At 70.3% G+C, this 23079-nt stretch carries 20 protein-coding genes and 1 riboswitch; of the genes, 5 read left to right on the forward strand and 15 right to left on the reverse strand.

The features are described 5' to 3' along the window. Nucleotides 1–138 precede the first annotated feature (138 nt). The 7 genes from glsA to MHY49_RS16045 all read right to left on the reverse strand — a co-directional run bounded on the left by glsA (nucleotide 139) and on the right by MHY49_RS16045 (nucleotide 9176). Complete coding sequence (glsA, locus tag MHY49_RS16015; RefSeq protein WP_239205768.1) at nucleotides 139–1131, reverse strand: glutaminase A; 993 nt, start codon at nucleotides 1129–1131, stop codon at nucleotides 139–141. Between the two features lie 194 nt (nucleotides 1132–1325). Next, on the reverse strand, nucleotides 1326–2387 hold the full coding sequence (locus MHY49_RS16020; protein ID WP_239205770.1) for a Gfo/Idh/MocA family protein: 1062 nt from the start codon (nucleotides 2385–2387) through the stop codon (nucleotides 1326–1328). Nucleotides 2388–2461: 74 nt separating this feature from the next. Next, entirely contained in the window at nucleotides 2462–3358 is an 897-nt protein-coding gene (locus MHY49_RS16025) for a sugar phosphate isomerase/epimerase family protein (protein ID WP_239205772.1), read from the reverse strand. Nucleotides 3359–3644: 286 nt separating this feature from the next. After that, the gene (locus tag MHY49_RS16030; RefSeq protein WP_239205774.1) at nucleotides 3645–4523 is read right to left on the reverse strand and encodes an alpha/beta hydrolase fold domain-containing protein; all 879 of its coding nucleotides are present in this window, start codon (nucleotides 4521–4523) and stop codon (nucleotides 3645–3647) included. 158 nt (nucleotides 4524–4681) lie between these two features. Beyond that, nucleotides 4682–6190 (reverse strand): MFS transporter, encoded by a 1509-nt coding sequence (locus tag MHY49_RS16035; RefSeq protein WP_239205776.1) that lies wholly within the window; start codon nucleotides 6188–6190, stop codon nucleotides 4682–4684. 111 nt (nucleotides 6191–6301) lie between these two features. After that, nucleotides 6302–8059, reverse strand: a complete 1758-nt coding sequence (gene thiC / locus MHY49_RS16040) for a phosphomethylpyrimidine synthase ThiC (RefSeq protein ID WP_239205778.1) — start codon at nucleotides 8057–8059, stop codon at nucleotides 6302–6304. Then, nucleotides 8057–8171, reverse strand: a riboswitch (TPP riboswitch). It overlaps the preceding gene by 3 nt. Before the next feature lie 144 nt (nucleotides 8172–8315). Beyond that, the gene (locus MHY49_RS16045) at nucleotides 8316–9176 is read right to left on the reverse strand and encodes a ketose-bisphosphate aldolase (RefSeq protein WP_239205780.1); all 861 of its coding nucleotides are present in this window, start codon (nucleotides 9174–9176) and stop codon (nucleotides 8316–8318) included. A 146-nt stretch (nucleotides 9177–9322) separates the two neighbouring features. On the opposite strand from MHY49_RS16045, the gene MHY49_RS16050 reads away from it, so the two are divergent. Then, the gene (locus MHY49_RS16050) at nucleotides 9323–10156 is read left to right on the forward strand and encodes a DeoR/GlpR family DNA-binding transcription regulator (protein WP_239205782.1); all 834 of its coding nucleotides are present in this window, start codon (nucleotides 9323–9325) and stop codon (nucleotides 10154–10156) included. 56 nt (nucleotides 10157–10212) lie between these two features. Here the strand turns inward: MHY49_RS16050 and MHY49_RS16055 are convergent, their stop codons facing one another. From MHY49_RS16055 to MHY49_RS16070, 4 genes are read right to left on the reverse strand one after another with little or no spacing between them, the layout of a single operon-like run. Further along, nucleotides 10213–11067: a class II fructose-bisphosphate aldolase gene (locus tag MHY49_RS16055; protein WP_239205784.1), complete on the reverse strand. Its 855-nt coding sequence runs from the start codon at nucleotides 11065–11067 to the stop codon at nucleotides 10213–10215. A gap of 39 nt (nucleotides 11068–11106) precedes the next feature. Then, nucleotides 11107–12249, reverse strand: a complete 1143-nt coding sequence (locus MHY49_RS16060) for a PTS fructose transporter subunit IIC (RefSeq protein ID WP_239205786.1) — start codon at nucleotides 12247–12249, stop codon at nucleotides 11107–11109. A gap of 1 nt (nucleotide 12250) precedes the next feature. Further along, entirely contained in the window at nucleotides 12251–12565 is a 315-nt protein-coding gene (locus MHY49_RS16065; protein ID WP_239205788.1) for a fructose PTS transporter subunit IIB, read from the reverse strand. Further along, a complete protein-coding gene (locus MHY49_RS16070) occupies nucleotides 12562–13041 on the reverse strand; it encodes a PTS sugar transporter subunit IIA (RefSeq protein ID WP_239205790.1) in 480 nt (159 codons plus the stop codon). The genes MHY49_RS16065 and MHY49_RS16070 overlap by 4 nt, the downstream gene beginning before the upstream one ends. Nucleotides 13042–13414: 373 nt before the next feature. Here MHY49_RS16070 and MHY49_RS16075 point away from each other — a divergent pair, with 373 nt between their 5' ends. Both MHY49_RS16075 and MHY49_RS16080 read left to right on the forward strand, forming a co-directional pair. Next, entirely contained in the window at nucleotides 13415–14257 is an 843-nt protein-coding gene (locus tag MHY49_RS16075) for an Ltp family lipoprotein (RefSeq protein WP_239205792.1), read from the forward strand. 78 nt (nucleotides 14258–14335) lie between these two features. After that, complete coding sequence (locus MHY49_RS16080) at nucleotides 14336–15154, forward strand: hypothetical protein (protein WP_239205794.1); 819 nt, start codon at nucleotides 14336–14338, stop codon at nucleotides 15152–15154. A 54-nt stretch (nucleotides 15155–15208) separates the two neighbouring features. Here MHY49_RS16080 and MHY49_RS16085 read toward each other — a convergent pair whose 3' ends face one another. Beyond that, nucleotides 15209–15973, reverse strand: a complete 765-nt coding sequence (locus tag MHY49_RS16085; protein WP_239205796.1) for an FCD domain-containing protein — start codon at nucleotides 15971–15973, stop codon at nucleotides 15209–15211. Between the two features lie 200 nt (nucleotides 15974–16173). On the opposite strand from MHY49_RS16085, the gene MHY49_RS16090 reads away from it, so the two are divergent. Beyond that, a complete protein-coding gene (locus MHY49_RS16090; protein ID WP_239205798.1) occupies nucleotides 16174–17847 on the forward strand; it encodes an L-lactate permease in 1674 nt (557 codons plus the stop codon). 94 nt (nucleotides 17848–17941) lie between these two features. Here the strand turns inward: MHY49_RS16090 and MHY49_RS16095 are convergent, their stop codons facing one another. Beyond that, the gene (locus MHY49_RS16095; protein ID WP_239205800.1) at nucleotides 17942–18805 is read right to left on the reverse strand and encodes a hypothetical protein; all 864 of its coding nucleotides are present in this window, start codon (nucleotides 18803–18805) and stop codon (nucleotides 17942–17944) included. A gap of 302 nt (nucleotides 18806–19107) precedes the next feature. On the opposite strand from MHY49_RS16095, the gene MHY49_RS16100 reads away from it, so the two are divergent. Next, nucleotides 19108–19407: a hypothetical protein gene (locus tag MHY49_RS16100; protein WP_239205802.1), complete on the forward strand. Its 300-nt coding sequence runs from the start codon at nucleotides 19108–19110 to the stop codon at nucleotides 19405–19407. Nucleotides 19408–19479: 72 nt separating this feature from the next. Here MHY49_RS16100 and MHY49_RS16105 read toward each other — a convergent pair whose 3' ends face one another. Both MHY49_RS16105 and MHY49_RS16110 read right to left on the reverse strand, forming a co-directional pair. Continuing rightward, nucleotides 19480–21171, reverse strand: coding sequence for a UDP-N-acetylglucosamine 1-carboxyvinyltransferase (locus MHY49_RS16105; RefSeq protein WP_239205804.1), 1692 nt, complete (start codon nucleotides 21169–21171; stop codon nucleotides 19480–19482). Between the two features lie 257 nt (nucleotides 21172–21428). Next, nucleotides 21429–23009, reverse strand: a complete 1581-nt coding sequence (locus MHY49_RS16110) for a PTS ascorbate transporter subunit IIC (protein WP_239205806.1) — start codon at nucleotides 23007–23009, stop codon at nucleotides 21429–21431. Between the last annotated feature and the right edge of the window lie 70 nt (nucleotides 23010–23079).

Genomic DNA, 23079 nt, shown 5'->3' on the forward strand with positions numbered 1-23079 from the left:
GATCCCTGAACCCTCTCCCCCCTGGACCCCCACCACCGGGCTCTCCTGGTGGTCGTGGTCCTGTGGGGATAGGGATCAGGGATCAGGGATGAGTGATGGGGGATGGGGCACGCGCGGAGCAGGGGCGGCGACGGCGGTTCAGGGACTGGGGGAGGCGAAGAGGTTCAGTCCGAGGGCTCGCGAGAGGTACGCGCAGGTCCGCAGGCCGCGCACGCTGTTGCCGGCCTGGTCGAGCGGCGGGGAGAAGACGCCCACGGCGCCCTTGCCCGGCGCGACGGCGACGATGCCTCCCGAGACCCCCGACTTCGCGGGCAGGCCGATCTCGAACATCCACTCGCCCGATCGCTCGTACATCCCGCACGAGGCGAGGACGGCCAGGGTGTCGCGGCAGACCTCCGCCGAGACGACCCGTCGGCCCGTCCGGGGATTCACGCCGCCGGCTGCGAGGGTGGCGCCCATGACGGCGAGATCATCGGAGGTGACCAGGAGGGAGCACTGCCGCGTATAGGCGTCGAGAGCGTCCTCCGCTGGGATGCGGAGCCGGTCGTAGCTGGTCAGCAGGTCGGCGATCCCGCGGTTGCGGTGGTTGCTCGCGGACTCGGACTCCAGGACGGTCTCGTCGATCCGCAGCGGACGGCCCGCGAAGGCGCTGAGCCCCTCCCGGATCGCCTCGAACTTCGCGGCGCCGTCCTGCCCCGGCATGAGAGCGGTGGTGGCGATGGCTCCCGCATTCACCATCGGGTTCATCGGACTTCCGCTGTTCAGCTCGAGGGCGATGACGGAATTGAAAGGCAGTCCGGTGTTGTTGACGCCCACGATCTCGTGAACACTCTCGTGGCCGATCGCGTCGGTGACGAGCGCGAGCACGAAGGCTTTCGAGATCGATTGGATCGTGAAGAGGGCGGTGGTGTCCCCGGCTGTGTGCATCGGGCCCGCGGCCTCGGCGAGGGAGACGGCGAACAGATCCGGATCGGCCTCCGCAAGCACCGGGATGTAGTCCGCGACCGCGCCTTCCTGCAGGTCACGGTAGCGCTCATGCACCTCGTGCAGCAGCGTGCGCACGGAGGATTCGGCGGGGAGAGTTCCCGTGCGGGCGCTCTGGGGAATCTCGAGGACGTCGGTCTCGAACATCGCGACCTCCCTTTCGGGAACCTGGCGATCGACAGCTTCGTCATCTGGGTCTCTGTTCACGATACGGCTGTCGCCGAGCCATGAACAGAGGTGCCCGGAATGCCCTCATCGGGCTTTCCGTCCCGGTGTCTCCCGGCAAATCCGATGATCGCGGGGGAGCGCGTGACGTCGCGTCGGTCGTCGGCCGACGCGGATCAGCTCAGCGCGACCTCGCGCCCCTGCGCCGCGGATGCGTAGATCGCCTCGAGGATCCTCACGATCTCGACGCCATGGCCGACGGGCGCGAGGTTCTCGGTGCGGCCCAGGCAGGAGTCGAGGAAATGCGAGATCTCCGCCCGGAATCCGGCCTCCATCTCGAAGGTGCCGGATCCGATCTGAGGGGTCACGTTGACGATCGAGTCGTGCATCTCGGTGGCGATGCTCAGGCGGGGCTCCAGATCGGCTCCGCCCTTGTCCCCGAAGACGGAGACGCTGATCGAATCCTGCGTCGCGTGCAGGGAGTACGAGCAGTCGATCTGGAGGGTCGATCCGTTGTCGAAGCGCACGAGGGCCGTGGCCATGTCCTCGACGCTGTTGGCCGCGGGGTCGTGGTCCGAGGCCTGGTAGCGAGGAAGAGTGGTGATGTCGGCGCGATTGCCGAGCAGGTCAAAGGTGCTGCCGCTGACCGTGACGGCCGTCGGGCTTCCCATCAGGTACCAGCACAGGTCCAGCACGTGGATGCCGATGTCGAGCAGGGGGCCGCCGCCCGCGATGCCCTTGTCCGCGAACCAGCCGCCCGGGTTGCCCGCCCGGCGGATGCAGGAGGCCTTCGCGTAATAGATCTCGCCCAGGTCGCCGGCGTCGATGAAGGACTTCAGGACCTGGCAGTTCGGGGCGTGGCGGCGCACGAAGCCCACCTGCAGCACACGGTCGGAGCCCGCGGCGGCCTCCTGGATCCGCTCCGCCTCCTCGAGGGTGCGGGCCAGAGGCTTCTCGACCAGCACGTGCTTGCCGGCGCGGACGGCCGCGATGGCCCACTCGGCATGGGTGTTGTTCCAAGTGCAGATGCTCACGGCGTCGACCTCGGGGTCGGCCAGCAGCTCGTGCGGGTCGCCGTAGGCGCGGCGCGCCCCGTACTCCTCGGCGACCGTCCGGGCGCGCTCGAGGTGCACGTCGCTGATGGCGACGAGCTCCGCCTCGGGGTGGACGGCGTAGGCGTCGAGGTGGGCGCGGGCGATGGTGCCGGCGCCGATGATGCCGATGCGCAGGGTGCTCATGTCGGGTGCTCCTGTGTGGGGAGGACGGAGATGGACGACGCAGGGGAGGGAGAGGAAGAGGGAGGGGGAGTGAGTCAGATGCCGAGCAGTCGGCGCGCGTTCGCCAGACCGCGCGTGCAGCCCAGAAGGCTGTCCTCCCAGCCCTCGAACTCGATCGCGACGAAGCCCGCGAAGTCGGAGGCGCGGATGCTGCGGCAGATCGCGGTGAGGTCGAGGTCGCCGCAACCCACGACCGCCCCGCGCAGGTGCTTGCCGCCGCGGCTGCGGAACCAGCCCTCGCCGGGATCCGTGTCGGCCGGACGGATGTAGAAGTCCTTGAGGTGCACGACCATCGCAAAGGGCAGGTTCTGGGCGACCGACGCCTCGGGCGAATCGTCCACGCACACGAAGTTGCCGACGTCGAGGGTGGTCAGGAAGTTCGGCTCGTCCACCGCGTGCACGATGCGGCGCACGCGATCGGCGGACTGCACGAAGAACCCGTGGTTCTCCAGGCTCGTGGTGATGCTCCGGGTCGCCGCGTACTGCGCGATCTCCTTCGCGCTCGCCGCGATGCGGGGCAGGACCTGGTCGAACAGCGGGGTGTCGTCCCCCTCGAGTCCGGCGTGGCGCACCACATCGTGGCGCATGCGCGTGATGCCGAGGCGGTGCGCGAGGTCGACGTAGGCCTTCACCCGGGAGATCGCCTCGGCGGACTCGTCAGGGTCCTCGGAGGTGAGGTCCGCGCCGACGGCGAGACTGGAGAGGACGACGCCCGCGGCGGCCGCGTGCTCGCGGACCGCGTCGATCGCGGCCCCCTCCCAGCCGATCGAGGGGACGGGGGAGTCGGGCTCGTCGGAGAGGATCGCCAGCTCGAGGTGCTCCGCGCCGCTCGCGGCGACCCAGTCGATCACCTCGGTCAGCGTCATGTCGCCGGAGGAGAGCCGGGGATGGAAGGAGTACGAGCTGAAGCCGAGGTGGAGGTCGGAAGTCACCGGAGGGTCCTCGAGGGCAGTGGGGTGGGCCGGGGAGCGGTGCCGACGCGGAGGCCGGCTGCCGACGGCGCGCGGACCGAGGACACGGCGTCTGCTTCGACGCACGGGACCGGTCAGCGGCTGGTGTGAATGGTTCCAGTATGGCGGGACGGCCGACGGGGCCCACAGGGGGTTCAGCATGCGGGAGGCCGGAGCTCCCGTGCTGCGTCGTGGTCCGAGTCCGGGTCCGAGTCCGGGACCGGGTCCGGGTCCGGACCCGGGGCCGCGGCGGGGCGGCTGCGGCGGCTCAGCCCAGGATGCGCTGCGACGCGAGATCCAGGGCGGTGTGTGCTTCGGGAGCGTCCGCCGCGAGGTAGACGTGGAAGGCGCCGTCGACCAGGTCGAGCTCCACCTCGCCGCCCTGCGCGCGGGCCTCCTCGACGAATCGCAGCACGTCCGGGAGCAGCAGATCGTTCGTGCCCTGCAGGACCGTGACCGGCGGCAGGGAGCCGAGGTCCCCGAAGATCGGGCTGACAATCGGGTCGGTGAGGTCCCGGCCGCCCGCCCAGTTCCGGGCGGACAGGTGGAGGTTGTCGACGGTCATCAGCACGTCGGTCGGCTCCATCCGCACGGACTCGGGATCGGCGGTGCGCAGGTCCACCCAAGGGGCGTGGATCACGAGGTGATCCGGCATCCGGGTGCCGTTCTGCGCGGCGCGCAGGGTCTGCACCAGGGCCATGTTCCCTCCGGCGGACTCGCCGGCGACGACGTACCGGTGGTCTTTGGCCGCGTTCGGGACCTCGCGGGCCAGGGCGTCGATGAACGGCAGGGCGTCCTCGATGGTGCCGTCGGGCCCGGGCAGGTAGTGCGGGATCCACAGGTCGGCGCCGGTGCGGTCGGCCAGACCCAGCACGATCCGCCCGTGCGACTCCTGGAACGGCAGGGTGAACGCGCCGCCATGGAAGTAGACGACCTGGATCCCCGATCCGTGCTCGCGCGGATGCAGGACCTGCACCGGGAAGCCCGCGATCTCCCGCTCCTCGACCTCGAAGCGCTCGGGCACCTCGGGCGGCATCGGCGCCGGATCCTTCGCACGACCGGGATGCTGGGCGTCCTTCATCGCCTGGACGTGGGCGGGCTTGGCGGCGAGAGCGGCCTCGTAGGCCTCCTGGAGCGACACGGGCATGGCCCGATCCTTCGTCCGGGCGTGGGGCCTGTCAATCGACGGTTGGCTGCTCGTGCCGGTGGACCGTCGCTCGTGGCGACGGATCATCGCTCGTGCCGGCGGATGTCCGCTCGCGGGAGCCGGATGAGTGTGGTCCCCCGCTCCGGGGATCACAGGGGTCAGGCCGCGACGCGCTCGAGGTCCTCGGCGTCCACGTCCTTGCCCGTCGGATCCCAGCGGTTGAGCACGAGCGAGATCGCGCCGAGCAGGGGCGCGCAGGCGACGATCCAGAACACGCCCGTGCCCAGCTGCGCGGTGAGGATCGGGAAGCCCAGCAGGGAGAGGACGGAGAAGGCCCGCAGGGTGCCCTGGTTGAAGCCGACGCCGATTCCGCGCAGGCGGGTGGGGTAGGAGAGGGTCGCGAAGTTCATGAGGTTCGCGCCGGGGCCGCCGGCCTGGGCGAAGATGAACGCGGCGAGCATCGCGACGGCCACGAGCACGAGCGCGCTGCTGGGCACGCCGATCGCGGCGAGGGTGAACAGGGCGGCCGCCTGGATCGCGAAGCCCACAAGCGTGACCCGGCGCGAGCCGAAGCGGCTGACCACGCTCATGCCGATGAGACCGCCGGCCAGGCCGAAGCCCATGTTGATCACGAGCGAGGACACGATCGTGACCAGCGGGCCCTGGTGGAAGAGCGTCGCGATGATCAGCGGGGTGCCGTAGGCGACGGCGTTGTACCCGAAGGTCGAGAACACGGAGACGCACAGGGCGGCGACCGTGCGCTGCCGGAAGCGTGAAGAGAACAGCTCGAGGACGTTCGACAGCCGGGTGCGGGCGCTCGCGTGCTCGGGCCCGCCGGAGGCGTCGGCGTCGAGCTCGGCGGTGATCCCGTAGTGGCTGGAGAGCACGTCGACCGCGCCGCGCAGGTCGCCCTGATCGGCGAGCCACTGCGGGGACTCGGCCATGAAGCGTCGGCGCACCAGCAGCACGATCACGGCGGGCACGGCGCCGAAGCCGACGACGATCCGCCAGAGGTGGTCCTGCTGGGTGGCGGGAAGCAGCCAGAAGCACAGGAGCACGATGAGGTACCCGGTGCCGGTCGCGAAGTACCAGGCGGGAGACCATGCGTTGACGCGCTGAGAGCGGTTGCCCTTGCCGCGCAGCCGGGAGAACTCCGCGAGGAAGGCCATGGCGACGGGGATGTCGAGGCCGACGCCGATGCCCATGACGAACCGGAATCCGATGAGGGACCAGACCTCCGGCGCCAGCGCGCTGCCGAGCGCCGCGACGACGAAGAAGACCATGTCCGCCATGAACAGCCGGTACCGGCCGAAGCGGTCCACGAGGTAGCCGCCGGCCAGGGCCCCGACCACCGCACCGACCATGATCGAGGCGTTGACCAGGCCCGTCATGAAGCCGTCGAGGCCGAACTGCTCCTTGATGGCGGGCAGTCCGAAGGCGATCGAGGAGAAGTCGTAGGCGTCCATGAAGATCCCGCCGAGGGCCAGCAGGATCACCGCGGTCGCCTTCGGGTCGCGCGATCCGAGCGCGGAGAGGATCCGGCTGACGTCGGCCGCGGAGGAGACGCGCAGGGGCACGTTCGCGTCGGGGCCGGTGCCAGAGCCGGGAGCGGGGTGCGCGGAGCTGTTTTCGAGCGCGTTGGAGGAGGGGTCCATCGTCGGGGGCATGGGAACGATTGTGGAGGTCGCCGGCCGGTGCGCGTCGGCGTGTGTCGGAATGTGTCGGGTGTGCGGCGAGCGTCCTCCAACGTTCAGATGGGGTCCTCGGGTCGTGGGAACTTATTCACCCACCGGCACCCCGACCCCGGGCTCCGGCAGATACACGGTCCCGCCGCGCTCGCGGAACTCCCGGGACTTCTCCGCCATGCCCGCCGCCGCGATCTCCTGCTGGGCGGCCTCGCCGCCGAACTCGTCTCGGATGTCCTGCGAGATCTTCATCGAGCAGAACTTCGGCCCGCACATCGAGCAGAAGTGCGCGGTCTTCGCGGGCTCGGCCGGCAGGGTCTCGTCGTGGTACTCCTCGGCGAGCTGCGGGTCCAGGGACAGCCCGAACTGGTCTCGCCAGCGGAACTCGAAGCGCGCTTTCGACAGGGCGTCGTCCCGCTGGCGGGCGCCCGGGTGGTCCTTGGCGACGTCGGCCGCATGAGCGGCGATCTTGTAGGTGATCACGCCCCTCTTCACGTCGTCGCGATCGGGCAGACCCAGGTGCTCCTTCGGGGTGACGTAGCAGAGCATCGCGGTGCCGTAGCGGGCGATCTCTGTCGCCCCGATCGCTGAGGTGATGTGGTCGTATGCAGGGGCGACGTCGGTGACCAGCGGGCCGAGCGTGTAGAACGGCGCGCCGTGGCACAGCTCCTGCTGGCGCTCCACGTTCTCGCGCACCAGGTGCAGCGGCACGTGGCCCGGGCCCTCGACCATCACCTGCACGTCGTGCTCCCAGGCGCGGCGGGTGAGCTCCGCGAGGGTGTCGAGCTCGGCGAACTGAGCGGCGTCGTTCGCATCCGCGAGCGATCCGGGCCGCAGTCCGTCGCCGAGCGAGAAGGCGACGTCGTAGCGGGCGAAGATCTCGCAGAGCTCGTCGTAGTGCTCGTAGAGGAAGTTCTCGCGGTGCCGTGCCAGGCACCATCCGGCCAGGATCGAACCGCCGCGCGAGACGATGCCCGTCACCCGGTTCGCCGTCAGCGGCACGTAGCGCAGCAGCACGCCGGCGTGGATCGTCATGTAGTCCACGCCCTGCTCGGCCTGCTCGATCACCGTGTCCCGGAAGATCTCCCAGGTGAGGGCGTTCGCGTCGCCGTTCACCTTCTCCAGGGCCTGGTAGATCGGGACGGTGCCGATCGGCACGGGGGAGTTGCGCAGGATCCACTCGCGGGTGGTGTGGATGTCATCGCCCGTGGACAGGTCCATGACGGTGTCCGCACCCCAGCGGGTGGCCCACTCGAGCTTGGAGACCTCCTCGGCGATCGACGAGGTCACCGCCGAGTTCCCGATGTTCGCGTTGATCTTCACCAGGAAGCGCCGGCCGATGATCATCGGTTCGGCCTCGGGGTGGTTCACGTTCGCGGGGATGATCGCGCGGCCTGCGGCGAGCTCCTCGCGCACCACCTCGACGTCACAGTCCTCCCGCAGCGCAACAAACCGCATCTCGGGGGTGATCTCGCCCCGACGGGCGTAGTGCATCTGCGTGACGGTGCGCCCGTCGACCGAGCGGACGGGCGCACGACGCGCACCGCGCCATTCGGCGCTCGCCTCGCCGCGGCGCACGGCCCCGCGGCCGTCATCGGCCAGGTCGCGGGCGCGGCCCGTGTACTCCTCGACATCGCCTCGATCGCGGATCCAGTTCTCGCGCAGAGGCGGCAGCCCCTCCTCGGGCTCACTGCCCGGACCGGCGGTCCGGTAGACCTCGAGCGGCGGGTTCGGCGTCCCGGTGGGGGAGTCGTCCTGGGCGATCCTCGTGATCGGCACGCGGATGTCGTGCGCAGGGTCCTCGAGGTGGCCGAGGGCGTGGGTGGGGTAGTTCTCGGGGCGTGCAGACATGCAGTCGCTCTCCTTCTTCCTTCGCCGGCATGACCCGGAGCAGGTTCGGTCGGTACTCGGACAGCGTCAGTCCGATCTCAGCCCGTTGCGACGGGCACCCGAGGGATCGGCGACGACCGTAGCACGGGGCCGGGGCGTGCCCTGCACTGCCGATGGCGCACGGTCCCCGCATGCAAGAACCCCGGGAGCCTCCTGCACGGAGGAACGCCCGGGGTCCAGCGGGATCGCGTGTCTGCGCGACGACGGAAGAAGCGAATCAGTACAGCGAGGCCTTGCCGCGGGCCTGGAACAGGTCGATCTTGTGCTCGGCGACCTTCTTCATCGCCGGGATCGCGAGCGGCTGGATGACGTTGGGCTCACGCAGGGACGGGTCCGCGAGCACCTCGCGCACGGCCTGGTGGTACGCCGCCTTGATGTCGCTGGAGATGTTGATCTTGTTGATGCCCCGCTCCACGGCGCCCGCGATCTCCGCATCGGGGTTGCCGGAGCCGCCGTGCAGCACCAGCGGGATCTCCACACGGCTCTTGATGGTCTCGAGGAGGTCGAGGCGAAGCTTCGGGGTGATCGACGAGGGGTAGAGCCCATGGCTGGTGCCGATCGCGATCGCGAGCGAGTCGACGCCGGTGCGCTCGAGGAACCGGTCGGCATCGTCGGGGTCGGTGTAGATGATCTTGGAGGCGCCCTTCTCGGCCTGCTCGTCGAGCTGGCCGATCGTGCCCAGCTCGCCCTCGACGGAGACGCCGACCGCATGGGCCACGCGCACGACCTCGGCGGTCGTCGCGATGTTCTCCTCGAAGGGCAGCAGCGAGCCGTCGATCATCACGGACGTGAAGCCCGCCTGGATCGCCAGGAGCACCTGGTCCAGGGTGGCGCCGTGGTCCAGGTGGATCGAGACGGGGACGCTCGCGCGGTGCGCCCACGCGATGACCGACGGGATGAACTCGGTGCCCACGTGGCTGAGCTCGTCGGGATGGATCGCCACCAGCAGCGGCGCCTCCGTCTCCTCGCTCACCTCCACGAGGCCCTTGAGCATGGCGTAGTCGCTGACATTGAACGCGGGGACGGCGAACGAGTTCTCGTTCGCGACCGCCAGGAGGTCCTTGCCACTCAGCAGCACGATGGCCTGCCCTTCTCGATGCGTCTTTGCGTATCGGGTTTCTGCGTGTTTCTGCGGGTCTGTTCGATCCTATGCTTGGGTACCATGGGAGGCAACCCTGGCGACGATGCTTGTGGGTGGTGGACGGACGCGACGAAGGGACCCTGATGACATCGAGCCGGCGCACGGGCAGCGGAAGCGGATCGCGCGGAGGACACCTGCCCGCCCGGCGCAAGGCCGACCTCGTGGCCTTCGTCCTGGAGTCCGGTCAGGTGTCCGTCACCGAGCTCGCGCAGCACTTCTCGGTCTCGGCAGACACGATCCGGCGTGACCTGGACGAACTCGACGCCTCCGGAACCCTCCTGCGCACCCACGGGGGTGCGGTGAGCCCCACCCTGGTGCCCCGGACGGATACGGGACTGGACGTGCGGTCGCGCTTGCACTCGAGCGCGAAGGAGACGATCGGCAAGCTCGCGGCGGAGCTCGTCGGCGGCGACGGCACCCTCATGATCAACGGTGGCACGACGGCCATCGCGCTCGCCAGGCACCTTCCCGCAGGGGCGGGCTTGCGCATCATCACGAACAACCTGCATCTTCCCGCAGCGCTCTCCGCCGGCGTCGCCGACGAGATCTTCATGGTCGGCGGCGCCGTGCGCGTGAGCGCCCAGGCCACGACCGGCCCGATCTCCTCGAGCCTCGGCATCGACCGGGCCGACGAGTTCGACGTGCGCTGCGACCTGGCGTTCATCGGCGTCGGCGCGGTCTCGGCGCAGCAGGGATTCTCCACCGGGAACGTCTCCGAGGCCGGTCTCATGCGGGAGATGATGCGTCGCTCGGACCGCGTCGTGGTCCTCGCCGACTCCACGAAGCTCGGGCGCAGCGTCTTCGCCAAGATCGGGGCGCTGGAGATGGCGGACGTGCTGGTGACGGACGCTCAGCCCGATGCAGAACTGGGGCGCGCCCTCGCCGAAGCGGGAGTGGAGGTCATCCACCCCCGCTGACGGTCGACGGCCGACACCCGATTCCCCTGCGCGCGGGTGTCCACAGGCTCACCTGCTCAGCGCGCCCGGCCCACGCTTCCGCACGGTTCCATGTATGCGCGCACCGTCCGTTGGGCGGCGGCGTCCGCGAACGCCAGCAGCTCGAAGAGCTCCCGGTCGGGATCCTCGTGGTGCGCGTCCACGAATCCGCGCGCGTTCGCGTGCATGAAGTCGGCCCCCATGTTGATCTTGGCGACGCCGTTGGCGACCGAGCGCTGCAGGTCTTCCGGCGAGGTCCCCGAGCCGCCGTGCAGCACCAGCGGCGTCCCGCATGCCTCGTTGATGCGCTCGAGTCGGTCGAACTCCAGGACGGGCACGAACCCCTCGGGCAGGAGCCCGTGGCTGGAGCCGTAGGAGACGGCCAGCGCGTCCACGCCGGTGGCGCGCACGAACTCGGCGGCCTGCTGCGGGTCCGTCATCATCTCCTCACGGGTGAAAGCGTCGCCGGCCACCGCACCCATGCCGCCGACCTCGCCCTCGATGGAGGTGCCGTACGCCTGGGCGAACTCGACGATGCGTCGGACGACCTCCACGTTCTCCTCGAAGGGGAGCTCGGAGGCGTCCATCATCGCGCTGGTGAAACCGGCATGGATCGTCTGGCGGACGAGGTGTTCGTGCTTGCCGTGGTCGATGCTGATCGCCACGGGCACGGACGCCTCCCGTGCGAGCGCACGGACCCCGTCGACCAGCACTCGTGCGGGGAGATGGTCGACGAGCAGGCCTTCGTAGAAGTCGATGATGACGGGGGAGCGGGCCGCCTCTGCAGCGCGGATGATGCTGCGGGCGGTCTCGAGGTTCAGGGCGTTGACGGCCAGGACGGCGTAGCCGTTCTCGTAGGCCTCACGGATCATCGGGCCCATGGGCTGATACATGCGATCTCCTTCGTGCGCGACGGGCGGGGGCAGAGCGGGTCAGCTGAAGCGGATGTCCGAGAGGTCGAGCTCCTTCTCGTCCTCCATCACGGCTGCGGCCTCGGGCGCCTCTGCGCCTTCGAGCACGCGCTTCTTCCAGGCGAAGAGGATGACGCCCGTGACGAAGGAGCCGGCGGCCAGGGACGCCAGGAACAGGAACGGATCGGTCATCGCGGGAACGATGAACAGTCCCCCCGAGGGGACCGGGGATCCGATGCCCCACCACATCGACAGGGCGCCGCCGACTGCCGCGCCGCTGGTGCAGGCGACGACCACGCGCAGGATGTCGGCCGCGGCGATGGGGATGACGCCCTCGGTGATCATGCAGACGCCCATGGGAAGGGCGATCTTGATGTTGTCGCGCTCCTGGCTCGAGTAGATCGGCCGATGGAAGATCTTGCTGAGCAGGAACGAGAAGCCGACGCCGAAGGGCGGGACCATCGAGGCCAGGACCTTCACCGCCTCCGGATCCTGCACGCCCTCGAGCAGCAGGCCGTCCGCGAACAGGGAGGCGGTCTTGTTGACGGGGCCTCCGAAGTCGAAGGCGGCCATGCCGCCCAGGATCGCTCCGAAGCCCAGGCGCATGGACCCCTGCATGCTCGAGAGGAACTGTGTGAGCGCAGAGGTGGCCCATACGATCGGCACGCCGATCACGAAGTACATGAGCAGCCCGATCACCAGCGTGCCCAGCAGAGGCAGGATCATCATCGGCATCAGGCCCTCGGCCCAGACGGGCACCCTGAGGTGCCGGCGCAGCCAGAGCACGAACCAGCCGACGAGGAAGCCGCCCAGCATCCCTCCCAGGAAGCCGGCGCCGATCGAGCCGGCGATGGTGCCGATGAGGAGGCCGGGCGCGATGCCCGGGCGATCGGCGATCGAGTAGGCGATCGCCGCGGAGATGACGGGCGGGAGCAGTCCCATCCCGAGCACGCCCAGTGACAGCAGGGCCGACTGCCAGGTGTAGTGCGCCGTGTAGTCCTCGATGACCTCGCCGCCGGTGAGGTTGCCGATGGCGATCAGCAGGCCGGAGGCGACGACCAGCGGGAGCATGTACGAGATCGCCGTGAGCGCGTGCTTCTTGAGCTCGGGGCGCGGCAGCCTGCGGGTTTCGGTGCCGGGGGAGGCGGTCGTGTGCGTGGACATCTCAGGCCGCCGTCAGCTTCTGCTCGATGGCCGAGAGCAGCTTCGTCGGCGAGGCGATCACGGTGCTGGTGCCGACCTCGACGATCTGCTTCCCCTCGAACCTCTCGCGACCACCGATCTTGATGTCGACGGCGAGGAGGACGAAGTCGGCCTCGGCGATCTCCTCCGGGGCCAGCGGGGTCTCGGTGCCGATGGTTCCCTGGGTCTCGACCGCGGCCTCCCATCCCAGGGTCTTCGCGGCGTTGAGGATCTTCTCCTTGGCGATGTAGGTGTGGGCGATGCCGGATGTGCAGGCGGCGACGGCGACGAACTTCACTTGTCGGACTCCTTCGTGCGAGTGGTGATGAGCGAGACGACCTCGTCGGCGGTACGAGCCTCGTGCAGCTCGCGGATGAAGTCGTCGGACGCCAGGAGGATGGCGACCTTCTGGAGAAGGCGCAGGTGGGTGGTGTCCGCGTCCTCCTCGCGTACGGCGAAGAGGATGAGCGCGGTGACGGGATCGCCGTCGAGCGAGGGCCACGTCAGCGGCGCGGAGGTGCGCCCGATCGCCACCGTGGTCTCTCGAACCCCGGCGGACTTGCCATGAGGGATCGCGATGCCCTGTCCGAGGCCGGTGGGACCGAGCTCCTCACGGGCGATCACGTCCCGGACGAACCCCGCGGGATCCTCGACATGGCCTGTGGCGACGAGCGACTCCGTGAGCTCGCGGATCGCATCCTCACGAGTGGTGGCGGTGAGATCCAGACGGATGAGCCGCGGATCCAAGAGGCTGGTGAGTTCGGCGGTGGTCATGCGCCCACCTGCCCGATCGGTGCCTCGAGGGCGGGAAGGGTGTGACGGACCATGGGCATGACGTCTCCTCTTTGAGCGTGACGATGCGGGTTATTGCTGGTTTGCGCAAGAGTATGCGTGTAGCACGCAGGAATCAAGAGGTGAACGGGAGCTGGACGAGCGGTCAGGCGCCGACGGAGGGCGCACGGCGATCCGGCTCCGCCACGGCCCGTCCGCCGCGGCGTCGGGTCGCGAGACGTCGGGTCGGCCGTCCGAGATGTCCGTAGAGTTCTCCCCGGCGGCCTCCCTGCCATCCCTCCTCCGCGCACGTTGCCGGGTCCGCGAAACCTCGCGACGGCGGCCCGCGCACACCTCCTTCCGAACGGAACGACCGATGACCAGCCCCACCCCTTCCCCCGAGAACAACGGCTCCGCGAACTCCGGGTTCCCCGACGCCGGGTCCGCAAATGGCACCTACGGCTCCGCCGGCGACCCCTATGGTTCGGCGAGCGGCCCCTACGGGTCGGCGAGCGCCGCCTACGGATCCCCGGCCCCCGCTCCGGAGTACGCGGACTCCCCGCAGGCCCCGCAGGCCTCGCAGGCCCCGCAGTTCTCCGCGTCCCCGCAGACGCCGGGTCAGGGCCAGGAGCCGCCGAAGAAGTCCAAGGCGCTGTGGTGGGTGCTGGGCGGCTGCGGGTGCCTCGCGCTGCTCGCGATCGCGGCCGTCGTCATCGTGATCGTGATGCTCGTGAACAACGCCGACACCAGTGATGAGCCCGCTCCGACCACGGTCTCCGCGTCCTCGTCCGACGACGACGGGTCGGACGAGCCCAGCGACTCCGCCACGCCGTCCGACCACACCGTCGACGCGACCCCGAACGATGACTCGTCGGCAGATGCCGACGATTCCGGCGACTCCGCTGCCGACGGCACGGACGTCGACCCCGACGACAAGGACGGCGCCCTCGCCGACGCGAAGATCCAGTCCGACATGCTCTACTCCTCGGAGAAGGGCATCCACGACACCCTCGTCTTCGAGGGGTACAGCGACGAGACGGCCACCTACGCGGTGGATCACCTCGACGCCGACTGGAACAAGAACGCACTGGAGCGGGCCAAGCAGTACGCCGCGGACGGCATGTCCGACGACGAGATCCGCGAGCAGATCACCTCCGAGTACGGCGAGCAGTTCACCGAGGAGCAGGCGGACTACGCGATCAAGCACCTGCACGACTGACGGCGGCGTGGGCGGTGCCGCCGCGCCGCGTCACCCCGCAATGGCTGGTTCGTCGGGCCCCGGGCGCACAATGCGCACATGAGACCGACCAGCGATCGGGCCGAGGAACCGGGGGAGAGCAGGGGCGGGGCGCCGTCCCTCGATGCCCCGGTCTTCGACGCCCTGTGCGCCCACTACGCCCCGGGGCTCGTCAGCGGCGGTGACGTGCGCTGGCTCGCCCACGCGTGGTCCACGCTGGCCGTCGTCGGCGAGGTGCCCGTCGAGATCCCGCTGAACGGGATCGAGGGGGCCGACGCCCGGATCCGCCTGGCGGCGCTCGCCCTGTTCGGCGCCGCCTACGACGGCACGGACGAGGAGCCGGAGCCGCCCGCGATCCTCGAGGGGCCCCATGCCCTCGCCGCCGAGGACATGGCGGCGTGGATGGCCGCGCATGGCCTGATGACCGTCGCCCAGTTGCAGGCGGAGGCCGAGCGCGTCGACCCGGACGCCCCGTCGGCCGACGCTCTGTCGGCCGGCGCCCCTGCGCCGGACGGCCGTGCCCAGGAGCCCTCCGACACCGACAGTGCCCGGGACGGGCGCGCCACCGAGCCGGCCCTGTGCACCGAGGACGTCGAGTTCGCGATCGACGCGGTCGCCGGCGAGGTCATCGGCGCCTACTCCCGTCTGCGTCCGCACGTCGTCGCGCTCTTCGCCGAGCTCTGGGCGCAGAGCTACCCCGCCTCCGACCCCGAGGACGCGGACGACTCCCGCAACGGCGGCACCTTCGTGTTCCCGCACTCGACCTATCCGCTGCCCGACAGCGAGACGCTGATGATCCTCAATGACAATGGCAGCGACACGGAGAAGCGCGCCGCCATGCTGCGGCTCTTCGCGCAGATGCAGTCGCTGAGGAGCTGAGCCTCGGCTCGGCAGAGCAGTCGCGCCCGACGGGCTGTCGGACGCGGGGCCGGCTCATCCCCACAGGCTCGCGTACGCGGCGCGGATATGGGACTCGATGCGCTCGGAGGCGAGCTGGGCGGACCCCTCCTCGATCGCCTCGAGGACGCCGTGGTGCTCCGCGCGCAGCCGCGCGATCAGCGCATCGGAGTCCTCCAGGGAGCCGAAGGCCTGCAGGATCGGCAGCCGCATGGACTCGCGGATCGCGATCGTCATGTCGGTGACCAGGCGGTTGTGGCCCGCCTCGGCGAGGGCCACGTGGAAGGCGGTGTCGAGCTCGTTGAACGCGGCGCGATCGATGCCCGGCTCGTCCATGGCCCCGAGAATCTCGCGCAGTCCGGTGAGGTCCTCCGCGGAGGCGTTGCCCGCGGCCAGGCTCGCGCTCGAGCGCTCGAGCATGACGCGCGCGTCGATGACGTCGCCCATCGGGAAGCTCGACAGCGCGACGTGCAGGCGCAGCAGCCGCGTGAGCGCATCGCTGGTCTCCGCGACGACCTGCGTGCCGGCGACCGGCCGTGAGCCCACGGCGGAGCGGACGGCGCCCTGCGCCTCGAGCGTGCGGATCGCCTCGCGCACCGCGGCGCGGCTGACCTGCAGTCTCTCGGCGAGGTCGCGTTCGGCCGGGAGGGTGTCGCCCACGTGCAGCGCACCGCTGGTGATCTGCTCCTCGATGCGCTCGACGACGAGCTCGTAGGCGCGGCTGCGGTTCACGGGCCGCCAGGCGTCGGACCCAGCGGCACGCGGGAGCTCCGACCCATGGGCCGAGGACGTGGTGGTCACGACGGAGCTCCCTTCGCGTCATTGACAAGTGCTGCGCGCCACTCTAGCGTGCCGCTGTGTGGTCAGACCACTGAACGGTCCGGCCCACAGTCGCAATCAACGTCACCGTCGACGGAGAGCCCCTCACGCGCAGGCTTCGTGCGGGTCAGGTGTCGCGGATGGCGGCCGCCCCCGACCCGAGACCCCTGAGCGAGGTTCCCATGTACCAGCCCGTCCTCGATGCACTGGGCGGTTCGCTCCTGCTCACAGCCCTGGTGGCGATGCTGCCCCTGGTCGTCCTGTTCGTGCTGATCGGCGTCGTGCGGCTGACGGCCTGGAAGGCGGGGCTGATCGCCCTGGTCCTCTCGCTGCTGGTCGCCGTGCTCGCCTACTCCATGCCCGTGGGCCAGGCCGTGCTCTCGGCCACCGAGGGCGCCGCGTTCGGGTTCTTCCCGATCCTGTGGGTCGTGATCAACGCGATCTGGGTCTACAACATGACCGTGGTGACCGGGCACTTCGACGTGCTGCGGCGCTCCTTCGCGAAGGTCAGCGACGACCAGCGGATCCAGGCGGTCATCATCGCCTTCTGCTTCGGCGCCCTGCTCGAGGCGCTCGCCGGCTTCGGCACACCCGTGGCGATCACGAGCGTCATGCTCCTGGCCGTCGGCATCAAGCCGCTGAAGGCCGCCGTGGTCGCGCTCGTCGCCAACACCGCGCCGGTCGCCTTCGGCGCGCTCGCCGTCCCGATCACCACGCTCGCCAAGGTCAGCGGCCAGGACGAGCACCTGCTCTCCTCGATGGTCGGTCGCCAGACGCCGCTGCTCGCGGTGATCGTGCCGATGATCCTGGTGTTCATCATCGACCGCCGACGGGGCCTCGTGCAGACCCTTCCGGCCACCCTGACCTGCGGCATCGTCTTCTCGCTGGCGCAGTTCGTCACCTCGAACTTCATCTCCACCCAGCTCACCGACATCGTCGCCGCCCTGGTCGCGGCGCTCGCCGTGGTGCTCCTGCTGCGCGTCTGGCAGCCGCGCGAGGCCTTCGTCCCCGCGACCGACGCCGACGAGACCGCGGGACGCTCCCAGGCCTCCGGCGCCGGTGTCCGCACCCCGGAGGAGATGGCCGAGGCCGACCGCGACGCGCACGACACCACGGCCGACGTGGTCCGCGCCTACGCCCCGTACGGCATCATCGTGGCGCTGTTCGTGATCACCCAGCTGCCCGGCATCAAGGACTTCATCGCCCATGAGGCGCTGAACCCCTCGTTCCAGTGGCCCGGGCTGCACCTGCTGAACGCCGCGGGCGAGCCGTCGACCATCCCGACCTTCAAGCTCGACATCCCGGCCTCCGCCGGCACCTGGCTGGTGATCGCGGGCCTGATCTCGATCCCCGTCATCGGCATCTCCCCGGCCCGCGCCTGGAAGGCCTACACCGGCACCTACAGGCAGCTGGCCGCGGCGATCGTCACCGTGATGGCCGTGCTCTCGCTCGCGTACGTCATGAACGCCTCCGGGCAGACCTCGACGCTGGGCACCTGGCTCGCGGCCTCCGGCGGTCTGTTCGCGCTGGTCTCCCCGGTGCTCGGCTGGATCGGCGTGGCCGTCACCGGCTCGGACACGTCCTCGAACTCCCTGTTCGGCGCCCTGCAGGCCTCGGCCGCGCAGCAGGCGGGCCTCGAGCCCCTGCTGACGGCCTCGGCGAACTCCTCGGGCGGCGTGCTGGGCAAGATGATCTCCCCGCAGAACCTCGCGATCGCCGCCGCGGCCGTCGGGCTCGCGGGCAAGGAGGGGGAGATCCTGCGGCGCGTGCTGCCCTGGTCGATCGTCTTCCTCGCGCTCATGTGCGTGATCGTGTTCCTGCAGTCCACGCCGGTCCTGGCCTGGATGATCCCCTAGGTGGACGCGCGAGCGCCCCGGGACAGGTCGTCCCAGGGCGTCAGGTCGGGCGGCGCCCGCCCTGTGCGCTCGACGCTGAGCGAACCTGCCCCGCTCAGTCGTTGCCCGCGAACACTGCATCCATGACGGGCACGGTCTCGGGCTTCCCCTTGTCCACGGAGCGCTGAGCGGTCCAGGAGGTGCCGTCGTCCCCGCGGTCGAAGGTCTCCTCGATGAGCTCGTCGGTCAGCAGCTCGGAGCCGTCGTCGCAGCGGTACCAGCTGAGCTTGTCGTGCCAGTGCTTGTCGTGGTCATGGGAGATCGTGGAGCACTGGATGCCGTTCTCGCTGCCGTCGTCCAGCTGGACGAACAGGGGGATCAGGTCGCCGTCGCCCTGGTCCATGTCCCCGTCGGCGGCGGTCGGGGAGTCGAAGCGGATCGCCGTGTGGTCGACCGCGGAGGTGATGCACATGGCCACCGTCTCGCCCTCGGCCATGTCGCAGGCCAGGGCGCCCGCGGCCGTCGGCCCGCAGACGAACATGTCGTCGTCCTGGGCGTAGGGCGAGCGGGTCTTGCCGCCCATCTCGCACAGGTCCTCGTCGACGTCCTCGATGGTCCAGGTCTCGTCGATCCACAGCGTGTCGATCGAGGTCGAGCCGCCTGTGGTCGAGCCGGAGGAGTCGTCCCCGTCCTGGCTGTCGGAAGGCTCGTCGGAGTCGTCGTTCTGACCTTCCGACGGATCGTCCGACGGGGAGTCGTCCTCGCTCGGCGTCTCGCTGCCCTCGTCATCCGCGATCTCCGCGTCGGCGTCGTCCGAGTCCGCCTCGGTGGTCTCCTCGCTGGGCGAGTCGTCGTCGCCGGACTGCTCGGTGGTCGCCTCTGCCGTCGTCGGCGGATCCTCCTCGGTGTCGGATCCGCACGCGGCCAGGCCGAGCACGAGCAGTGATGAGGCGGCGCAGAACGTGAAGACGCGGCGCATGGAGTTCCCCCTCCGTCATGCGGCGCCGGCGCCGATGCCGACGTCGTCCCCGGCCGCGCAGTGCACCGCTGGTGCGGCGCGCTCCCCACGGCGGCCTGGTGCCATCCCAGCGGACCCGGCGCCCGCGTGCAACCGATTCGGGCATACAGGCGGGTCGCGATGCGTGTCCGATGGGAGGCGTCGGGGCATCGCGCCGACCGGGCGCGGGCCGCGCTACGGTGATCGGGCCAGGTGCCGCGGCGGTCCTTCCCGGGCCGCGGACGCGCGTTCCCGCTGCTGCGCAGAAGGAGCCCCGAGCGACGATGCCCTCCAACTCCACGCCGAAGACGCCCGTCCCCACGCCCTCAGAGTCCGCACCCACCGGGCGCGCCTCCTCCCGCTGGTCCTATCGCTCGACGGGCTCGCTGCTGTCGATCTGCTCGACGAACTCGACGCTGTCCATCGGCAGCGTCGGCTCGTTCCTGTCCATCGGATCGATCGGCTCGTTCTGCTCCGTGCTCTCGATCGGCTCCGCCGTCTCCGTGCTGGCGGTCCTCTCGTGGGCCTCGCGGGGCGCCGTGCTGTCGGCCCGGTCGCGGGGCGGGGTCATGAGGGCGCGCTGAGCGGGCCGGCGGCAGGACGTCGGGCCCACGAGGTGTCGCCTGCCCGACGCCCGCCGCGCGAGTGGGCCCCGCTCAGATGTCCCGGAACGTCTCGATCTGCGCACCGAGCGCGTTCAGGCGCTGCGCGAGATCCTCGTACCCGCGGTTGATGACGTAGACGTTGCGCAGCACCGAGGTGCCCTTCGCCGCGAGCATCGCCAGCAGGATGACGACCGCCGGACGCAGCGCCGGCGGGCACACCAGCTCCGCGCCGCTCCAGTGGGTCGGGCCGTCGATGAGCACCCGGTGCGGGTCCATGAGCTGCACGCGCGCGCCGAGCTTGTTGAGATCGGTCAGGTAGATCGCGCGGTTCTCGTACACCCAGTCGTGCAGCTGGGTCCGGCCCTCGGCCGTCGCGGCGATGACCGCGAAGAACGGCAGGTTGTCGATGTTCAGGCCCGGGAAGGGCATCGGGTGGATCTTGTCGATGGGCGCCCGCAGGTCCGAGACGTGCGTGGTGATGTCCACGAGACGGGTCTTGCCGTTGGCCGCGAGGTACTCCTCGGTGCGGTCGTAGGTGAAGCCCATGTCCTCGAGCACGGCGAGCTCGATCTCCATGAACTCGATCGGCACGCGGCGCACGGTGATCGAGGACTTCGTGACGATCGCGGCGGCGATCAGGCTCATCGCCTCGATCGGGTCCTCGCTGGGCGCGTAGTCGACGTCGGCCCGGATCTCCGACCTGCCGTGCACGCGCAGGGTGGTGGTGCCGATGCCCTCGATCCCCACGCCGAGCTTCTCGAGGAAGAAGCAGAGGTCCTGGACCATGTAGTTCGGGCTCGCGTTGCGGATGATCGTCTCGCCCTCGTAGCGGGCGGCGGCCATCAGCGCGTTCTCGGTGACGGTGTCCCCGCGCTCGGTGAGGACGATGGGCCGACGGGGCCCGGCGCCCGGGGTCGCGCTCGCCTGGTAGTGGCCCTCGGTCGCGACGACCTCGAGCCCGAAGGGCCTCAGCGCCGTCATGTGGGGCTCGACGGTGCGGGTGCCCAGGTCGCAGCCGCCCGCGTAGGGGAGCTGGAACTCCTGCTCGCGATGCATGAGCGGACCCAGGAACATGATGATGCTGCGGGTCCGACGGGCGGCGCCGGCATCGATCGAGGCCAGGTCCAGCTGCTCGGGCACGATGATCTCGAGGTCGTTGTTCTCGTTCAGCCAGCGGGTGCGCACGCCGATCGAGGTGAGCACCTCGAGCAGACGGTTGACCTCCTCGATGCGCGCGACCCGGCGCAGCACAGTGGTGCCGCGGTTCAGCAGCGAGGCGCACAGCAGCGCGACCCCGGCGTTCTTCGACGTCTTCACGTCGATCGCGCCGCTCAGCGTGGTGCCGCCCTGCACGCGCAGGTGCGAGGGGGCCGACGATCCGATGCCGACGATCCCCGAGTCGAGGGCCTCGCCGATCTTCGCGAGGGTGTCGAGCGTCAGGTTCTGCTGGCCCTTCTCGATCCGGTTGATCGTGCTCTGCGAAGTGGAGAGCTTCTCGGCGAGCTGCGCCTGCGTGAGGCCCGAGTGCAGACGGGCGTCGCGGATGAGGCGGCCGATCTCGTTCCGGTAGTCCTGGTCGCCCGAACGGGCGCCGGCGGCGGCGGACGCCGCGGCGAGCTGTGCGGACGGGGCGGAAGGTGCGGAAGGTGCGGAGGGCGCGGAAGACACGGAGGAGCCGTTCGAAGGCGCGGAGGGGCCGTCAGCGGGACGGGTCTGCGAGGTGAACTCGTCGGTCGTCGTCATGCTCGGGAGCGTATCTCATCTATGAGATACCGGCAGGTAGTGTGATCGGGAAGACGTCCGCGGCGTGGGCGCCGACACCCTTCGCGCGATGTTCCGCGTCGAGGAGTCGGCCTTTCGCGGGGCAAGAGGTCGGCCGCGCTCGGCGCCGGGAGAGTGCCCCGCGGCGCCACGCCCGACAGCACCGTGCCCCGCGCCGCCACATCCGCCGGGACCGCGCCCCCGCGCTGCCACGTCCGCTGGGCGACGGGTGCCCGGCGTCAGCTCTCCGGAGGCGGGGGAGGAGTCGGCGCGCCCACGGGCGGCGCGACGCGCGGATAGCGCGCGGCGGTGCCGCCCGCGACCGCGTCGGCCCCGTCGGACGCTCCCGTCGCACTGCCACCGGCCGCACCGGCCTCGACCAGGGTCGCGCTCGCCGGCGCCGGGTCCCAGCCGCGGTCCACGACGCGCTTCTGCACCGTGATCGCCGCGCCGAGGATGACCAGGCCGATCACCGCGAGGATCACCGAGCCCAGCAGCACGCCGGGGCGCGCGCCGTAGCCGATGAGGATGCCGAACCAGCCGAAGTCGGTGTCGCCGAAGGTCGTGTTGGCCGAGCCGAAGGTGCCCAGCACCTTCAGCAGCAGTGCGGGCAGGAAGGTGACCAGCAGGCCGTTGACGAACGCGCCCGCGACCGCGCCGCGGCGTCCGCCGGTCGCGTTGCCGTAGACGCCCGCGGCGCCGCCGGTGAAGAAGTGCGGGACGAGCCCGGGCAGGATCAGCGCGAGCCCGAACAGCGGGCCGAACACGGTGCCGAGCAGCAGCAGGCCCACGAGCCCGCCCACGAAGCTCGAGAGGAAGCCGATGAGCACGGCGTTCTGGGCGTAGGGGAAGACGATCGGGGCGTCCAGCGCGGGCACCGCGCCGGGCACCACGCGGGCGGCGATGCCCTGGAAGGCGGGCACGAGCTCACCGAGGATCGTGCGCACGCCGAACAGGATCACCGCGACGGCGATGCCGAACTGCAGGCCCTGCGTCACGGACTGCATGAGGTAGTTGCCCACGTTCGTCGCCCCGCCCTCGAAGGCGGTGAACGCCGTCTTCTCGCCGGCGCGGACCAGATAGACGACGGCGACGATCACGTACATGAGCACCATCGACAGCGCGGTCGCGACCATCGAGTCGCGCAGGAAGCGCAGCGACTCGGGCACCTTGAGGTCCTCGGTCGAGCGGCTCCTCCCCTTCGGATCGACGAGTCGGCCGACGCTGCCCGCGGCGATGTAGCCGGCGGTGCCGAAATGGCCGATCGCGATCGAGTCGTCGCCCGTGATGCGCCGCGTCCAGGGCTGCGCGAGCGCGGGCAGCGACACCATGAGCACGCCGAGCAGCGCCGCCCCGAGGATCACCACGACCGGCGAGGGCATGCCCGCCGAGGCCATGACAATCGTGATCAGGGTGGCCATGAACAGCAGGTGGTGCCCGGTGAGGAAGACGTAGCGCAGCGGCGTGAAGCGCGCGAGCAGGATCGCGACCACGAACCCGAGGATCATCAGCCAGGACACCTGCGCGCCGAACTGCTCCTGAGCGATGCCGGCGATGGCCTCGTTCGTGGGCACCACGCCCTGCGCGCCGAGCGCGCCCTTGATCATCTCGCCGAGCGGCGTGAGCGAGGAGGTCACGAGCGTCGCCCCGGCCCCGATGAGCAGGAACCCGAGCACCGCCTTGATCGCGCCGCCGGCGATCTGGCCGACGCTCTTGCGCAGGGCGATCAGGCCGATCGCGGTGATGATGCCGATGAGGAACGCGGGGACGCTCAGGATCTCGTTGACGAGGAACTGGGCGATCGCGACGAGGACGTGCATGACGGGCTCCGTGCGGGTGAGGAGGGGACGGGAAGAGGGGACGGGAAGAGGGGACGGGACGAGCGGGCGG

The sequence above is a fragment of the Brachybacterium sp. ACRRE genome, assembly GCF_022346485.1.
Classification (GTDB): Bacteria; Actinomycetota; Actinomycetes; order Actinomycetales; family Dermabacteraceae; genus Brachybacterium; species Brachybacterium halotolerans.

Coding starts and splice junctions, on each gene's coding strand:
- glsA (WP_239205768.1), bottom strand. CDS start 1,131: ATGTTCGAGACCGACGTCCTCGAGATTCCCCAGAGCGCCCGCACGGGA.
- MHY49_RS16050 (WP_239205782.1), top strand. CDS start 9,323: ATGACATCGAGCCGGCGCACGGGCAGCGGAAGCGGATCGCGCGGAGGA.
- MHY49_RS16030 (WP_239205774.1), bottom strand. CDS start 4,523: ATGCCCGTGTCGCTCCAGGAGGCCTACGAGGCCGCTCTCGCCGCCAAG.
- MHY49_RS16080 (WP_239205794.1), top strand. CDS start 14,336: ATGAGACCGACCAGCGATCGGGCCGAGGAACCGGGGGAGAGCAGGGGC.
- MHY49_RS16075 (WP_239205792.1), top strand. CDS start 13,415: ATGACCAGCCCCACCCCTTCCCCCGAGAACAACGGCTCCGCGAACTCC.
- MHY49_RS16110 (WP_239205806.1), bottom strand. CDS start 23,009: ATGCACGTCCTCGTCGCGATCGCCCAGTTCCTCGTCAACGAGATCCTG.
- MHY49_RS16020 (WP_239205770.1), bottom strand. CDS start 2,387: ATGAGCACCCTGCGCATCGGCATCATCGGCGCCGGCACCATCGCCCGC.
- MHY49_RS16090 (WP_239205798.1), top strand. CDS start 16,174: ATGTACCAGCCCGTCCTCGATGCACTGGGCGGTTCGCTCCTGCTCACA.
- MHY49_RS16035 (WP_239205776.1), bottom strand. CDS start 6,190: ATGCCCCCGACGATGGACCCCTCCTCCAACGCGCTCGAAAACAGCTCC.
- MHY49_RS16060 (WP_239205786.1), bottom strand. CDS start 12,249: ATGTCCACGCACACGACCGCCTCCCCCGGCACCGAAACCCGCAGGCTG.
- MHY49_RS16105 (WP_239205804.1), bottom strand. CDS start 21,171: ATGACGACGACCGACGAGTTCACCTCGCAGACCCGTCCCGCTGACGGC.
- MHY49_RS16070 (WP_239205790.1), bottom strand. CDS start 13,041: ATGACCACCGCCGAACTCACCAGCCTCTTGGATCCGCGGCTCATCCGT.
- MHY49_RS16095 (WP_239205800.1), bottom strand. CDS start 18,805: ATGCGCCGCGTCTTCACGTTCTGCGCCGCCTCATCACTGCTCGTGCTC.
- MHY49_RS16055 (WP_239205784.1), bottom strand. CDS start 11,067: ATGTATCAGCCCATGGGCCCGATGATCCGTGAGGCCTACGAGAACGGC.
- thiC (WP_239205778.1), bottom strand. CDS start 8,059: ATGTCTGCACGCCCCGAGAACTACCCCACCCACGCCCTCGGCCACCTC.
- MHY49_RS16100 (WP_239205802.1), top strand. CDS start 19,108: ATGCCCTCCAACTCCACGCCGAAGACGCCCGTCCCCACGCCCTCAGAG.